Here is a 15,654-nt window from a genome sequence, read left to right on the forward strand (position 1 = left end):
ATTCGCCGTAGCGGGCGATCGTGCGCTCGATCGCGCGGGCGCAGACCGGGCAGAACGGCTTGGCGCCCTTGGTGAACATGATGCAGTCGAGCGCCGGGCGGTAGAAGCCGTGCGCGATGTAGTTCGCCCCCTCGAACGCCCCGACCTGCCCCTTGAACTTGCTCTTCGCGAGGTAGGCGTCCACGAGCTTGGCGTGCTCCGTGGAGAGCTCTTCCGCCTGCGCCTTGAGCGCGTCCACCTCTTCCTGCGGCGCCCCTTCGCGCATCCGCGCGGCGATCCGCTTGTTCAGCGTCTCGCGCTCCTTCTGCAGCCCCAGGTCGAGCACTTCGAAGCCGCCCTTTTCCCACGGCGTCGGGACCGGCGTGCCGGCCGTCGCCAGGTCGGCCCACTTCAGCGGACGCCCCTTCGGCAGCACGGTGACGTTCGGCTCGCGCGGCTCGACCGTCGTCGTCGGCAGATCCACGTAGGCGACGGACGAGGTGAAGTACTCGTCGGCGAGACCGGCGAAGGAGTGGCCGAACTCGTGCAGGAAGATGTAGGGGCTCCACTGGTTGTCGGTCGCGAAGGTGCAGTAGAAGTTGTAGATCCCGCCGCCGCCGTAGCGCTTCTGGTTGACCATGACGAAGACGGCGTCGTAGGGGACCGCGCCGGCGATGTCGCGCAGGTCGCGGTTGTCCTCCGTCAGCATGTACCGCTCCGACCCGAGCGAGTCGTACGTCGCGCCGAGCGCCGTGCGCTTGTAGACGCCGCGGCTCGGCTCGCTGCAGCCGCTCTCCTCGGAGAAGCGGAGCGCGCCGCGGATGTTGAACTTGTCCTTGAGGCGCCTGTACGGCTCCTGCGAGAAGAAGATCGCGGTGTACCGCTCGAGGTCGGCGCGGAACTTCGCCTCCTCGGCGGCGGCGTAGCCCTCGCCGACGAAGACGATGTCCACCGAGGCGTGCGGGTCGCCGCCGATCCACTGCTCGTACACTTTGACGTCGCGCGGCGGGGCGAGCGTCGCGATCTCGTACGACGTCGGGTCGATCGTCGTCTCGAACAGCTTGTGATACTTGTCGTCGCGGCCGCGGTCCTCGACGACGAAGCGCGCCTTCGCCTTGGGCAGCGGCACGAGCGCCGACTCGTGGTAGGCGCGCCGCACGCCGCGCAGCGCCGGCTCCGACGTCTTCCACTCGCCGAAGTAGGAGTTGAAGCTGCGGGAGAAGATCAGCTCGTTGCTCGCCGCGTCGTAGAGGCGGACGCGGTACTCGCCGAGGTCCGCGTCGTCCGTCAGGTGGACGCGGCTGCCGGCCCAGATCCCGCCCCGGAACAGCCGATCGAGGGCGATCGTCTCGTCCTTCGCCGCGCCGAAGTGCACGTAGTCCACGCGCAGCGTGCGGTCCTCGAAGAAACGATCGAAGCGGGAGGTGTCGGCGGCGAAGGCGGACAGGGCGAAGGCGGGGAGCAGGAGCAGCGGCCAAAGTCTCATCGGGGGGGTCTCCGGCGCGCGCGGCGCCGGAGAGATGGTACTCCCCGCGCGAAGCCGGAGCGCGGCGGTGGGCGCCCCGGCCTCGCGCGGTCGTGCGCGGCGCGGCGGTTCCCCCCTCCGGAACCGCGCCGCGCGGCTTCAGCGGAGCGGGAGATGGAAGACGAACGTCAGTCCCAAGGGGGGCGGCGGCGGAAGCGGGGGCAGGACCGCGGGCCGGAGGTACGCGGCGAAGGCCGGGCCGTCTTCGACCAGCGCGCCGCCGCAGTAGACGAACGTGCGGAAGACGACGCCGTTCGGCGTCTCGACGGGGAAGCGGTAGACGACGTGCTCGAGGCGGCGCGGCCCGTAGTAGAAGCGCGACGCGATGTACGGCCGGTAGAACGCCGTCTCGCGCGGGCCGATGAAGCGCGGCACGTCGCCGATGCGCGCGTCGGCGCGGCGGAAGTAGCGCCGGTCGTCGCGCCGGTCGCGCTGCTGGACATAGCGGCGGTCGTCGCGCCGGTCGTAGCGCCGGTCGTCGCGGCGGTCGTCGCGCCGGTCGTAGCGACGGTCGTAGCGGCGATCGTCGCGGCGGTCGCGGTCGTCGTGCGCGAAGGCGGGAGAGGCGCAAAGCAGCGCGGCGCCGAAGATGAAGGTCGCGGCGCTCGCGAGGAACCGGACGGTGTTGGTCTTCATGGGTCACCTCCGCCCGGACCTAATGCGAGAACCTTGCCATGCCGCGAAATGGCCGAAGGAACGGCCGCGCGCGCCGCCGCCGTGGGGCGATCGTCCTCCGCGGAGGGCGGACTGAAGGCGCCGACCGTCCGCCGCGCAGGACGCACGGGCGGCTCGCCGGTCGCCCGCGGCGGCCGCGCCGGCGCCGCGGATCAGCGGACGCCGTCGAGGGCGCGGCGCACCGCCTCGAGCAGCGCGGCGGGGGCGAACGGCTTCGGCAGCAACGCCACGCCCGGAGGGAACTCCCCGCTGCGCAGCAGCGCGTCGTCGGTGTAGCCGGACATGAAGAGGACCTTCGCGTCGGGCGCGGTCTCGCGGAAGCGGCGCGCCAACTCGCGCCCGTCCATCCGCGGCATCACGACGTCGGTCAGGAGCAGCGCCGGCGCCCCCTCGCGCCCGGCGAGCGCCAGCGCCTCGTCCGCGTCCGCCGCGGCGCGGACGCGGTAGCCGGCGGCGCCGAGGACGCGCACGGCGAGGTCGCGCAGCGCCGCCTCGTCCTCGACGACGAGGATCGACTCCGAGCCGCGCGGCGCCCGCCGCGGCGCCGGCCGGTCGGGCGCGACGTCGGCCGCCGCGGCGCGCGGCAGGAAGACCCGCACCGTGGTCCCCTCGCCGAGGGCGCTCTCGACCTCGATCCGGCCGCCGCTCTGCTGCACGATGCCGTAGCAGGTCGCCAACCCCAGCCCGGTTCCCTTGCCGGCCGCCTTCGTGGTGAAGAACGGCTCGAACAGGTGGCGCCGCACCTCCTCCGACATGCCGCAGCCGGTGTCGCTCACCGTCAACGCGACGAAGCGGTCGGCGTCGCCGGCGTCCGCCGGCGCGGCGCGGAGCGTCAGGCGGCCGCCGTCGGGCATCGCGTCGCGCGCGTTCACCGCGAGGTTCACGACGACCTGCTCGATCAGGCCGCGGTCCACGCGCGCGATCGCCGGCGTCGCCCCCTCGGGCGGCGCGTCGAGTTCGACGTCCTCGCCCAGCAGGCGGCGCAGCAACTGCCCCATGTCGGCGAGGAGCGCGTTGAGGTCCACCGCGCTCGGTTGGACGATCTGGCGCCGCGCGAAGGCGAGCAGGCGCTGCGTGAGCGTCGCCGCCCGCGCCGCCGCCTCCTGCACGGCGGCGAGGTCGCGCCGCGCCGCGCCTTCGGCGGGCAGGTCGGCCGCCGCCAGTTCCGCGGCGTTGACGATCACCGTGAGCAGGTTGTTGAAGTCGTGGGCCACGCCGCCGGCGAGACGGCCGACCGATTCCATCTTCTGCGCTTCGCGGAACTGCTCCTCGAGCCGCCGCCGCTCGGTGACGTCGCGGTAGTTCGTGACGATCGCGCGGACGGCGGGCTCCTGCAGCAGGTTGGTGACCGTCCCTTCGAGCCAGCGCCACTCCCCATCGCGCCGCCGCCCGCGGGCGACCGCCGTGTAGGAGCCGCCGGGGTGGCCGCGCAGGGTGGCGAGGAACGGCGCGACGCGTTCCTGGTCCTCCGGATGGAGGAAGTCGATCTCCTTCAGCCCCAACAGATCCCGCGGCTCCCAGCCGAGGATCGTCGTGGTGGACGGGCTGACGTAGCGGATCACGCCGCCCTCGTCCACGAGGACGATCCCGTCGAAGCTCCGCTCGATCAGCGCGCGGAAGTGCGCCTCGCTCCGCCGCAGCGTCTCCTCCGCCTCGCGCCGCGCCGTGTCCTCGCTGAGGACGCCGAACATCCGCGCCTCCCGCCCCAGACCGATCACGTAGCCGCGGTCGGCCAGCCAGATCCACTGGCCGTCGCGGCGCCGCACGCGGTAGCTCGCCTCGAGCACCCCCTGGTTCGCGACCGCCCGCTCGAACCGGGCGACGACGTCGGCGCGGTCGTCGGGGTGCATGTGGTCGATCCACCAGCGGACGCCGCCTCTCTCGTCGGACGCGAAGCCGAGGAGCCGCTCCATGTTGGCGCCCCACAGAATCTCGCCGGACCAGACGTTGACGTCGTAGGCGATCATCCGCGCCGCCGCGATCGCCGTTTCGTAGCGCCGCTCCCACTCCAGCGCCTCCGCCTCGGCCCGCTTGAGCGCGGTGATGTCGGTGTGCGTGCCGGCGATGCGGGTCGGACGGCCGTCGGGGCCGCGGTTGAACGCCTTGCCGCGGCACAGGATCCAGCGATAGTCGCCGTCCTTCGTCCGCAGGCGGTATTCCATTTCCAGCGCGTCGGTCTCGCCCGCGAAGAGACGGTCGAAGGCCGCGTCCGCGTCCGACAGGTCGTCGGGGTGGAGGAGCGCGGCCCACGGCCGGTCGAACGGCGAGAGCTCCTCGGGGGCGTAGCCGAGCATGCCGGCGCAGCGGGGGCTGAAGTAGAGCCGTCCCTGCCGCGCGTCGTAGTCCCAGAGCCCGTCGTTCGAGGCGTCGAGCGCCATCGCCAGACGGTCCTCGCTGGCGATCAGCGCGTTCTCCATCTCCTTGCGGTTCGTGACGTCGCGGATCTGCTCGATCGCGCCGATGAAGCGGCCCTCCTGGTCGTGGAGCGGCGACGCCGTCCCCCAGATGTACGCGCCGCGTCCTCCGCGCAGCGCGGGGGCGCTGATCTCGGCGAAGAGGCTGCGGCCCCGCTTCTCGAAGAGCTCGTAGGCGGACTCGACTTCCGGATCGGGCCGGCGCACGAGGTCGATCAGCATCGGCCGGGCGAAGCCGTAGAACGGCGTCGAATGGGCGTATCCGCCGCGGCCGAGCATCGCCTCCTTGGGGGCGCCGGTGAGCCGCTCCATTTCCGGGTTCCAGGCGACGATGCGTCCTTCGACGTCGATGATCATCGTCGGGTCCGGAAGGTGTTCCACGATGCGGAGCAGGCTGTCCCAGTTCGGCGCGGCCATCGACCTTCCTCTCCCCCCGGCTTTCGGCCGACCAATTGTAAAAGAATACGGCCCCCGCCCGGCGGGGCGGGGGCCGCGAAACGGGACTGCGGGCGGTCAGTAGCGGTAGTGGTCCGGCTTGTACGGCCCCTCGACCGGCACGCCGATGTAGTCGGCCTGCGCCTTGGTCAGCGTCGTCAGCTTCACGCCGATCTTCTCGAGGTGCAGCCGCGCGACCTTCTCGTCGAGGTGCTTCGGCAGGACGTAGACCTTCTTGCCGTAGCGCTCCAGATGCGTCGCCAGTTCGATCTGCGCCAGCACTTGGTTGGTGAAGCTGTTGGACATGACGAAGCTCGGGTGGCCGGTGGCGCAGCCGAGGTTGAGCAGGCGCCCTTCGGCGAGGATCAGCACGCTGTGCCCGTCGGCGAAGGTCCACTTGTCGTACTGCGGCTTGATGTTCGTGCGGCGGACGCCCGGCCAGGCCTTGAGCCCCGCCATGTCGATCTCGTTGTCGAAGTGGCCGATGTTCCCGACGATCGCCCCGTCCTTCATCCGCGACATGTGCTCGGCGAGGATGATGTCCCGGTTGCCGGTCGTGGTGACGAAGACGTCGGCGTAGTGCAGGACGTCCTCGAGCGTCCGGACCTCGTACCCCTCCATCGCCGCCTGCAGCGCGCAGATCGGATCGATCTCCGTGACGATGACCCGCGCCCCCTGGCCGCGGAGCGACTGGCAGCAGCCCTTGCCGACGTCGCCGTAGCCGCAGACCAGCGCGACCTTGCCGGCGAGCATGACGTCCGTGGCGCGCATCAGGCCGTCCACCAGCGAGTGCCGGCAGCCGTAGAGGTTGTCGAACTTGCTCTTGGTGACGCTGTCGTTGACGTTGATCGCGGGGAAGAGGAGCGAGCCGTTCTTTTCCCGCTCGTAGAGACGGTGGACGCCGGTCGTCGTCTCCTCGGTCACGCCGCGCATCTCGGCGGCGATCTTCGCGAAGCGGCGCGGGTCGGCCTTGAACAGCCGGCCGAGGAGCGCCAGCACGCAGGCGAACTCCTCGCTCTCCGCGGTCTTCGGGTCGGGCACCGCGCCGGCCTTCTCGTACTCCGCCCCCTTGTGGATCAGGAGCGTCGCGTCGCCGCCGTCGTCCACGATCTGCGTCGGGCCGCGGCCGCTTCCGAAGTCGAGCGCCCGCTCGGTGCAGGCCCAGTACTCCTCCAGCGACTCCCCCTTCCAGGCGAAGACCGGCACGCCGCGCGGCGCCTCCGGCGTCCCGTCGGGGCCGACGACGATCGCCGCCGCGGCGTGGTCCTGGGTGCTGAAGATGTTGCACGACGCCCAGCGCACGTCGGCGCCGAGGGCGCGCAGCGTCTCGATCAGCACGGCGGTCTGGATCGTCATGTGCAGCGAGCCGGTGATCCGCTGGCCGGCGAGCGGGCGCGACGCGGCGTACTCGGCGCGCACGGCCATCAGCCCCGGCATCTCCTGCTCGGCGAGGATCATTTCCTTGCGCCCCCAGTCGGCGAGCGACAGGTCGGCGACCTTGTACTCCAAAGGCCCGTGGGATTCGGCGAACGTGCGGGACATGGCGTGTCCTCCTTGGATGCGTCGCGGGAAGCCGTCAGCCGCGGTCGGCGGCGGCGACGAAAAGGGCCGGCCCCTTCGCCCCCGGCGCGGGGGGAAGCGGTCGGACGTCGGCGCGGGCGAAGCCCGCGTCCGACAGAAGCTCGGCGAGACGCCCGGGGTCGAAGCCGGCGTGGGCCTGCCCCATGGCGCGCCGGAAGTCCTCGCGGTCGTGGGCGAGGAGATCGACGACGACCGCCCGGCCGCCGGGACGCAGCGCGCGGGCCATCTCGGCCAGCGCCGGCGCGGGGTCGGGAAGGTAGCAGAGGGTCAGGATCATCAGCGCCGCGTCGCACGAGCCGCTCTCCAGCGGCAGCGCCTCGAGCTCCCCGGGAAGCAGCTCGACGTTGGCGAACGGCGCGGTGCGGGCGCGCGCCGCGGCGAGCATCGCCTCCGACTGGTCGACGCCGACGACGCGCGCGACGCGCGGCGCCAGCTCCGCGGCGAGATGCCCCGCGCCGCAGCCGAGGTCGGCGACGGTCCACTCGCGCGGCAGGAGCGCGGCGAGCGCCGCGGCGAGGAACCCCTCGCCGTACAGCTCGCGCCGCACCGCGTCCCAGGAGCCGGCGGCGTGGTTGAAGAAGCTGCGCGAGGCCCCGCGCCGCTCCTCGAGCCGGGCGGCGAGGCGCAGCTCGTCCTGGCGCGCGGTGGCCCACTGCGCGCATTCCTCGCGCGCCGTGCGCCAGAGGGCGCGGGCGGCCGGGTCGAGCTCCCGCGGGACCATGCGGTAAAGGTTCGACGTTCCGTCGCGCCGGCTCGCCGCCCACCCCTGGTCGGCGAGCAACTTGAGGTGCCGGCTGACCGTCGACTGCGGCAGCTGCAGCGCGTCGCAGAGCTCCGCGACCCCCAGCTCCCGCCGCTCCAGCAGGCGCAGCAGGCGCAGGCGGGTCACGTCGGCCAGCGCCTGGATGCGGGCGACGAGGACGCGGGGCTGGGCGGGCTTATTCATCCGTCTATCCGGATTGAACGATACATTCCGCCGCCGCGCGGCGCAACCTCCGCACGGTGAAGCCGAGCCTGTTGCACGGGAACGGCGTCGGCAATCAGTGGGCGTTCCGTTGCCGCAATCGGAGGAGATGTGACGCCGTTCCCGGTTCCCGGGCGGCCGCCGGCGGGCGCGGGCCGGCCGCCCGGCCCGGCTCGGCCGCCGCAACAATCTCGGCTTCACTGTGCGCGGACGGGCGGTCGGCGGGGAACCTATAATCGCGGCGGCGCGGCCGTCTCGGCTGCGGCTTCGGCGGGCCGGTTTGCGGACGGTCCCGCGGAACGAGAGATGACCCCAGGACCAGCGCCCCTCCTCGTCGCCGCCGGCGACGCCGACGCCGCCGCGACCCTCGCGGCGACGCTCGGCGCGCTGGGCTACGACGTGGCGCGCCGCGCGGCGAACGGCGAGGAACTCGCCGCGGCCGCGGCCGAGGGCGGGTTCGTCGCCGTCGTCGTCCTGCTCGACGACGCGGCCGGCCTCGACGGGGCCGCCGCGGCGCGCGCCGGCCGCGAGGGTTCCGTTCCCGTCGTCTGCCTGGTCCGTCCCCCCGCGCCGCCCAATCCCGACGGCGCGCCGCCGGTGATCTCCGCCGCGCCGGACGACGCGCAGACGCTGCGCCTCGCGCTCGAGGCGGCCCTCTCGCGCCGCGCGGCGGCGATGCTCCTCTCGGGGCAGATGCGCGACGAGCGTTCGCTCCTCGCCGACCACGAAGTGGCGGAGATCCAGCGGGCGACCGTGGTGCACTCGCCGGCGCTCGTCTTCGTGAAGGCCCGCGACGGCCGGCTCCTGTTCTTGAACCGCGCCTTCGAGCAATACCTGGGCTTGACGCGCGAGGAGATCCTCGGGCGGGACGGGGCCGATCTCTTCGGCCCCGAGGACGCCGCGGTCTACCGCGCCAACGACCTCGCGGTGCTGGAGAGCGGCGAGTCGCGGGAGTTCCTCGAGCCGGGTCGGCGCGGCGGCGAGCCGTGCGTCTTCTCGTCGGTGAAGTTCCCGCTGCGCGACGCCTCGGGCCGGATCTACGCCCTCGGCGGCATCTCGTTCGACGTCACCGAGCGCGAGCGGGCCCTGGGGTCGCTGCGGGAAAGCGAAGAGCGTTTCCGCCGCGTCTTCGAGTCGTCGGCGCTGGGGATCGCGCTCTCCGACTCGAAGACCCACCTCATCGTCGAGGCCAACGAGGCGCTCCAGCGGCTTCTCGGCTACACGCTCGAGGAGCTGCGCCGCAGGAGGTACGAGGATCTGGCGGTCGAGGGCGACCGGGAGGCCGCGGCGGACGGACGGGACGGCCTCGCGCTCGGCGGCGAACGGGTCCGCGAGCGGCGGTTCATGCGGAAGGACGGCGTCGTCGTCCAGTGCCGCATCGCCGGATCTCTCGTCCTCGACGCCGCCGGCAAGCCCCGCTTCGAGCTGGGGATCGTGGAGTCCCTCGAGGCGCGCAAGGCGGCGGAGGAGAAGATCCGCGAGCAGGCGGCGCTGCTCGACAACGCGCGGGACGCGATCGCCGTGCGGGCGCTCGACGGCGCGATCACCTACTGGAACAAGGGGGCGGAGCGGCTCTACGGCTGGACGGCCGCGGAGGCGGTCGGGCGGCGGGCGGAGGATCTCCTCTACGACGGCGCGTCGGGACCGGACGCGGAGGCGCGCCTCCCCGCGCTGGTCGACGGCGCGTGGACGGGGGAGATCGAGCAGACGACGAAGGACGGCCGGCGCGTGCGCGTGCAGAGCCGCTGGACGTTGGTGCGCGACGCGGAGGGACGGCCGAAGGCGTTTCTGGTGATCAACACCGACGTCACCGAGCAGCGGCGGCTGGAGGCCCAACTGATCGGCGCGCAGCGGATGGAGGCGCTCGGCACGCTCGCCGGCGGGATCGCCCACGACCTCAACAACGTCCTCGCGCCGATCGTGATGGCCGCGGAGCTGCTGCGGTCCGAGCTGCGCGAGCCGCGCGCCGCGGCGCTGGTGGAGACGATCGAGACCGCCGCGCAGCGCGGGGCGGGGGTCGTGCGGCAGGTGCTCACGTTCGCGCGCGGCTCGAAGGGGGAGCGGGTGGCGCTCGACCCCTCGCGCGCCGTCCGCGAAGTGGCGCGGATCGTCGTCGAGACGTTCCCCCGCTCGATCGAGCTGATGGTCGCCGCGCCGGACAACCTCGGTCCCGTGGAGGCCGACCCGTCGCAGCTCCATCAGGTGCTGCTCAACCTGCTCGTCAACGCGCGCGACGCGATGCCCTCCGGCGGCCTGCTGCGCCTCGCCGCCCGCGGCGAGGAGCTCCCGGTCAACGATCCGCGGCTCTCGTTCGGCGCGCAGCCCGGCGACTACGTCGTCTTCGCCGTCTCCGACAGCGGCCCGGGCGTTCCGCCGGAGCTGCGCGAGCGGATCTTCGAGCCGTTCTTCACGACGAAGGAAGTCGGACGCGGCACGGGGCTCGGCCTCTCCACCGTCCACGCGATCGTGCGCGGCCAAGGCGGGTTCGTCCGCGTGGACGACGCGCCGGGCGGCGGCGCGCTGTTCGAGGTCTTCCTGCCGTCGGCCGCCGCGGCGGTCGCCGCCGCCGAGGAGCCGGCCGAGACGCCGCGCGGCGCCGGGGAGCTGATCCTCGTCGTGGACGACGAGCCGGCGATCCGCGAGGTCGCGCGGCGGATCCTCGAGCGCCACGGCTACGCGACGCTCAGCGCGCGCGACGGCGTCGAGGCGGTGGCGCTCTACGGCTCCCACGCCGACCGGATCGCGCTCGTGCTGATCGACATGATGATGCCCCGCCTCGACGGTCCGGCGGCGATCCGCGCGATGCAACGCATCGGCGGCCCCGCCCGCTTCGTCGCGATCACCGGCGTTCCCGACGACGCGGCGCGCGACGTCCTGACGGGCGAAGTGGACGCCTTCGTCCCCAAGCCGTTCACCGCGGCGCGCCTCCTGGCCGCGCTGCACAAGGTCCTCCATGGGTAGTCCGTTCGAGCGGCTGCTTCGCCGCGCCCTGCCCCTCGGCAACACGGCCCGCAAGTTCACCCGCGCCATCGAGCGCAACGGGGATCTGCTCGTCTCGCGGCTCGAGGTCTCCGGCGGGCTGCCGCGCGTCCATCTCGACCGCGCCGCGCCGTCCTTGGCCGACGACTTCGATCTCGTCGCCGCCGCGGCGCGCGACCCGCAGGAGCAGCTGACGCTCCTCGGCGTCTTCTACGCGGTGCAGTACCTGCTGCTCAACGCGCGGGCCCTCGAGCGGCTCGCCGTGGACCTCGCCGAGAGCCACGACGCGCGCGCGTCGTACCGCTCCTTCCTGGCGCGTTCCGAGACCGACTTCACCGAGCTCGCCGGCGCCTACATCCGCCGCGTGCTGCGCGTGCTGACGCCGCGGCGGCTCAAGAACAGCTACCTGATCTGCTCCGTCGGCTCGCGCGGCCACCAGGACGACATCGACGTCGCCGTGCTCGACGACGGCGGGCCGGACCGGCCGCTCGTGGACAAGACGATGGGGCAGCTGACGGTGCAGATGCTGCGCCACGCCAGCGCGCTCGATCACTACCTCGCGGCGCGCGTCAAGACCGACGGCCTGACGCTGAGCCCGGAGGAGCTCGCCGAGGCGCTGCGGAACGGGCGGCTCGACTTCGTCGTCGTGACCGAGCTGCTGCGGGCCGAGCCGCTCGCCGGCAGCCGCGCGCTGCTGCGTCGGCTGCGGGGCGAGGTCGTCGCCCCCTATCTCCACCGCGCGGGGGAGGACAACTCCCGCCACGAGCTCTACCTGCGGGGGCTGCTGGGGGAGGTCCGCTCGCTCCTGCTCCGGCCGCCGCCGCCGGGCGTGGTCAACCCCAAGGACGACGCGCTGCGGCTGATCGTCGCGCTGACCCTCGCGCTGAAGACGGCCGAGGGGCTGCAGGCGACGCGCACGCGCGACCTGCTCCGCCTGCTGCGCGGGCGGCGTCCGTCGCTCCGCGGGCCGCTCTCGCGGCTCGAGGAGAGCCTCGTCTTCCTCGAGACGTTCCACCACCTCGCGCATCTCTTCATCGCCGAGGAGGAGGACATCTCGGTCGAGGGGGAGGCGGCGCGCGCGAACCTCGGCCTCGTCGCCGAGGCGATGGGGTACCACGACCAAGGGCCGGTGCGCGGCGTGGACCACCTGATGGTCCACTACAACGAGGCGGTCGGCGCGGCGCGCGAGGTCGCGCTGCCGCTGATGGAGGAGGCCGCGCGCCACCTCCGCGAGACGAGCCGCTTCTCGCGCTGGACGCGCGGCGCGATCGATCCGGCGCCGCCGCCGATCGACTTCGCCGAGGAGCTGGCGCTCGGCGCCACGGCGTTCCTCGGCGCGCGCTTCTGGGACGACGTGCTCGAGGCCCTCGCGGCGCCGGACGGCGCGCTCCTCGCGCGCCTCGCCGCGAGCTTCGCCCGCCTGCCGCTGGGGCGGCGCGCGGAGGTCGCGGCGCTCTACGCGGAATGGGGCTGCGAGGCGCCGTACGCGCTGCTCACGCTCGTCACGCTCCTCGCGCGCCGGCCCGGCGCCGGCGGCGAGAACGACCCGGCGCGCGAGATCACCCGCGCCTTCCTCGAGCGGCTCGGGCGGGAGGTGGAGGAGATCCGCGCCCTCTCCCGCACCTTCCGCTTCTATCCCGGCCTGCTGAACCGCTTCCTGCTGACGCTCGGCCGCGAGGAGCAGGAGCTCCTCCTCTCCAAGCTCGACGTCTCGATCGGCAGCCCCGAAGTCGCCGAGGCGCGCGACCGCTTCCGCGCCTTCATCGGCGTGCACCGCGACACGAGCCGCTACCTGAAGCGGGTCCTCGCGCGGCTCACCGAGCGGTTCCCGGCGACGGTCCTCGCGCTGTCCGAGGACGCGCACCTGCGCACGCTCTGCCGCGGCCGCCTCGCCGCCGCCGAACGGCACCCGAACAGCGAGACGCAGAAGGGGCTGCTCGGCGACTTCTACGACATGGAGTTCCTGCGGATCGCCGTCGGCACGCTGCACGGGACCGCCAACCGGGCGACGCGCGGCGAGTTCGCCGAGTTGACCGAGACCTACCTCGGCGACCTGTTCGACGTCTGCCTGCGCGAGGCGGAGCGGGAGCGCGGGACGCGGATGCTCGGGCGCGACATGCTCGGGATCTACCTCGCCGGCGGCCACGCCCGCTCGCGCCCCTACGACGAGGACTACGACTTCCTCGTGATGATCGACTCCGACGATCCGGAGGACCGCGGCCTCGCCGAGCGCGCGGTGGTGCTGATGAACCGCCAGATCGCGCGGCGCGGCGTCGTCGCCCAGTACCGGCTCGGCGAGCGGCTGGGGCGGTTCTGCGTCGGCTTCGGCGAGATCGAGCGGATGGCGCGGGACGGCGCGGCCGACTTCTTCGTGGACCTGCACCAGATGCTCGGCGCGCGCGAGATCGTCGGCGGCGCGCGGGTCGAGGCGGCGCTGCGCCGGCGCGTGCTCGAGCCGTTCCTCTTCGCGCGGACCGATTCGTTCCGCGCGCTGCTCGGACGCGAGGTGCGGGAGCGGCGCCTTCGGCTGATCGCCCGCCCCGAGGGGCAGATCCACATCAAGAACATGCGCGGCGGCCTGCGCGAGCTCGACTTCTGCCTCGCCGCGGAGCGGGCGCGGCTCGGCGTGCGCGAGCAGGGGGCGCTCGATCCGTTCGAGACGTTGGCGCGGATCGCGCCGGAGCGGGAGGCGTCGTACCGCGCGCTCGTCGAGGCCGACGCGTTCCTCGTCGCCGTGCGCTCGGCCTACCGCGTGCTCGTCGCCGCGACCGACGTCGTCGAGCGGGAGTACCTCGCCGTCCCGGCGCGCACGCTCGGCTACGAAGGGCCGCCGGCCGAGGCCGCCGCCGCGCTCTTCGCCGACATCGAGCGCCACTCCCGCGCGGCCTCCGCGGCGGTGGACGAGCTGCTGCCGGAGGCGCTGGCGTGACGATCCTCGAGCCCGAGGAGGCGCGGGCGTTTCTCGTCGGCCACCACGCGCTCGCCGCGCCGGTCTTCCCCGAAGGCGCGGCGGGGGCGCGGGCCGCGCTCAAGCGGCTGCGCTGCATCCAGCTCGACCCGCTCGACCCGCTCGGCACGAACGCCGACCTCGTGGCGATGGCCCGGGTGGACGGCCTCGCCCGCGGCGCGGTCTACGACGCGCTGCTGCCGGGACACGCCTTCGAGCACTTCGCCAAGGAACGGTGCCTGCTGCCCGCCTCGGCGTTTCCCTACTACCGCGACCAGGCGGCGGAGACGCCCTGGTGGCGGCTCGGCGAGCGGCTGACGCGCCTCGCGCCGCGGACGCTCGAGGCGGTGCTCGAGGAGGTGCGCCGACGCGGGCCGGCGACGGCCGACGAGTTGGGCGACCACGGCCGCGTCGAGCCGCTCGACTGGAGCGGATGGAAGGGGACGTCGCGCGCGGCGTCGATGGCGCTCGAGGTGCTTTGGACGCGCTGCCAGGTGGTCGTGTGCGGGCGGCGGGGCAAGGCGAAGCTCTACGACGTGCCGGAGCGGGCGCTGCCGCGCGCCGCGTCGCGCGCCGGCGGCGACTTCGCCCGTTGGGCGCTGCTCGAGCGGGTCGAGGCGGCGGGGCTGCTCGCCCGCGCCGGCGGCGCGCACTGGTCGATGCTCGCCGACGTGCGCACGTCGCCCCTCGTGGACGAACTGATCGCCGACGGATCGCTGGAGGAGGTCGCGGTTCGCGGCGCGTCGCGGCGCTACCTCGCGCCGAAGGGGTTTAGGCGGCGGCGCTTCCCCGCGCCCGACGGGCGGATGCGGATCCTCGGCCCGCTCGACCCGCTGCTCTGGGACCGCGCGCTCGTGCGGAACGCCTTCGGCTTCGACTACGTCTGGGAGGTCTACAAGCCGGAAGGGAAGCGGCGCTGGGGCTGGTACGTCTGCCCGCTGCTGCACAAGGGACGGCTGGTCGGCCGCTTCGAGGGGCGGGCGGAGAAGGGGACGCTGCGCGTGCTGAAGCTCTGGCGCGAGGACCGCGCCGCGTTCGACGACGACGCCTTCGACGCCGCGCTCGCCCGCCACGCCGCCGCCTGCGGCGCCGCGCGCGTCGTCCGTCCGCGCGCCCGTCGGCGCGGCTGAGGCGCCGCGGCGATGTTCCAGGCGCCGGGCTGGCTGCTCTTCGCGATCATCGCCGCGACCCTCGTCGGCGTGGCGGTCGGGAGCTGTCCGCGGCTGCGGATGAACCGCGCGACGATCGCCCTCGCCGGGGGCGCGGCGCTCGTCGTCGGCGGGGGGATCGGCTTCGAGGCGGCGCTGCGCGCGGTCGATCTCGGCACGTTGGCGCTGCTCTTCGCGATGATGATCGTCGCCGCGAACCTGCGTCTCGCGGGGTTCTTCCAGCTCGCCGCGCGCTGGGCGGCGCGGCGCGCGCGGACGCCGCGGCGGCTCCTCGCGCTGGTGATCCTGCTGTCGGGCCTGCTCTCCGCGCTCTTCCTCAACGACACCGTGGTCCTGATGTTCACGCCGTTGGTGCTGGAGCTCTGCGTCGCGCTGGAGCGGCGTCCGGCGCCGTACCTGATCGGTCTCGCCGCGGCGGCGAACATCGGCTCGGCGGCGACGATCACCGGCAACCCGCAGAACATCCTGATCGGCGTCTCGTCGAAGATCCCGTACCTGCGGTTCGCGGCGGCGCTGGCGCCGGTCGCGGCGGTCGGCCTCGTCGCGGCGTGGGGGACGATCGTGCTGCTCTACCGCGCCGAGTTCCGCGGCGGGCCGTTCGCGGCGCGCGCGGAGCTGCGGGCGCGGCCGCTCCGGCCGACGCTCTACAAGTCGCTCGGCGCGACGGCGCTGATGCTCGCGGGATTCGTCGCCGGGGTCCCCACGCCGCTCGCCGCGCTCGCGGCCGCCGCGCTGCTCGTGGTCACGCGGCGCCTCAAGCCGGAGCGGGTCTTCCGCGAGGTGGACTGGTCGCTCTTGGTCTTCTTCGCCGGGCTGTTCGTCGTCACCGGGGCGATCGAGTCCACGGGACTCTCGGCGCGTCTCTTCGCCGCGGCGCTGCCGTTGGCGGAGAGCGGCGCGCTGCCGTTCTCGGCGGTGACGGCGGCGCTGAGCAACGTCGTGTCGAACGTGCCGGCGGTGATGCTGTTCCGCCCGCTCGTGCCCGG

Annotated in this window: 9 protein-coding genes; 4 read left to right on the forward strand and 5 right to left on the reverse strand. The window is 73.5% G+C overall.

Annotation, left to right across the window (positions count from 1 at the left end; translation table 11 throughout):
• From LLG88_11090 to LLG88_11110, 5 genes are all read right to left on the reverse strand, one after another.
• Positions 1–1,465, reverse strand: a 1,465-nt coding sequence (locus LLG88_11090; protein ID MCE5247447.1) for a M64 family metallo-endopeptidase, incomplete at its 3' end; no start/stop codon positions are given.
• Positions 1,466–1,603: 138 nt separating this feature from the next.
• The gene (locus LLG88_11095; GenBank protein ID MCE5247448.1) at positions 1,604–2,140 is read right to left on the reverse strand and encodes a hypothetical protein; all 537 of its coding nucleotides are present in this window, start codon (positions 2,138–2,140) and stop codon (positions 1,604–1,606) included.
• A gap of 191 nt (positions 2,141–2,331) precedes the next feature.
• The gene (locus LLG88_11100) at positions 2,332–5,010 is read right to left on the reverse strand and encodes a PAS domain S-box protein (GenBank protein ID MCE5247449.1); all 2,679 of its coding nucleotides are present in this window, start codon (positions 5,008–5,010) and stop codon (positions 2,332–2,334) included.
• Between the two features lie 96 nt (positions 5,011–5,106).
• Entirely contained in the window at positions 5,107–6,570 is a 1,464-nt protein-coding gene (gene ahcY, locus LLG88_11105; protein MCE5247450.1) for an adenosylhomocysteinase, read from the reverse strand.
• Between the two features lie 34 nt (positions 6,571–6,604).
• Positions 6,605–7,555, reverse strand: coding sequence for a metalloregulator ArsR/SmtB family transcription factor (locus LLG88_11110; GenBank protein MCE5247451.1), 951 nt, complete (start codon positions 7,553–7,555; stop codon positions 6,605–6,607).
• A 324-nt stretch (positions 7,556–7,879) separates the two neighbouring features.
• Between LLG88_11110 and LLG88_11115 the strand changes: the two genes are divergently transcribed.
• From LLG88_11115 to LLG88_11130, 4 genes are all read left to right on the forward strand, one after another.
• A complete protein-coding gene (locus LLG88_11115; protein MCE5247452.1) occupies positions 7,880–10,534 on the forward strand; it encodes a PAS domain S-box protein in 2,655 nt (884 codons plus the stop codon).
• Entirely contained in the window at positions 10,527–13,481 is a 2,955-nt protein-coding gene (locus tag LLG88_11120; protein ID MCE5247453.1) for a hypothetical protein, read from the forward strand. The genes LLG88_11115 and LLG88_11120 overlap by 8 nt, the downstream gene beginning before the upstream one ends.
• Positions 13,478–14,629 carry a winged helix DNA-binding domain-containing protein gene (locus LLG88_11125; GenBank protein MCE5247454.1) on the forward strand — a complete coding sequence of 384 codons (1,152 nt, stop codon included), beginning with the start codon at positions 13,478–13,480 and terminating at the stop codon, positions 14,627–14,629. The genes LLG88_11120 and LLG88_11125 overlap by 4 nt, the downstream gene beginning before the upstream one ends.
• A 12-nt stretch (positions 14,630–14,641) precedes the next feature.
• A partial coding sequence (locus LLG88_11130) for an anion transporter (protein ID MCE5247455.1) occupies positions 14,642–15,654 on the forward strand: 1,013 nt, incomplete at its 3' end.

Source organism: bacterium, from assembly GCA_021372775.1.
Classification (GTDB): Bacteria; Acidobacteriota; Polarisedimenticolia; order J045; family J045; genus JAJFTU01.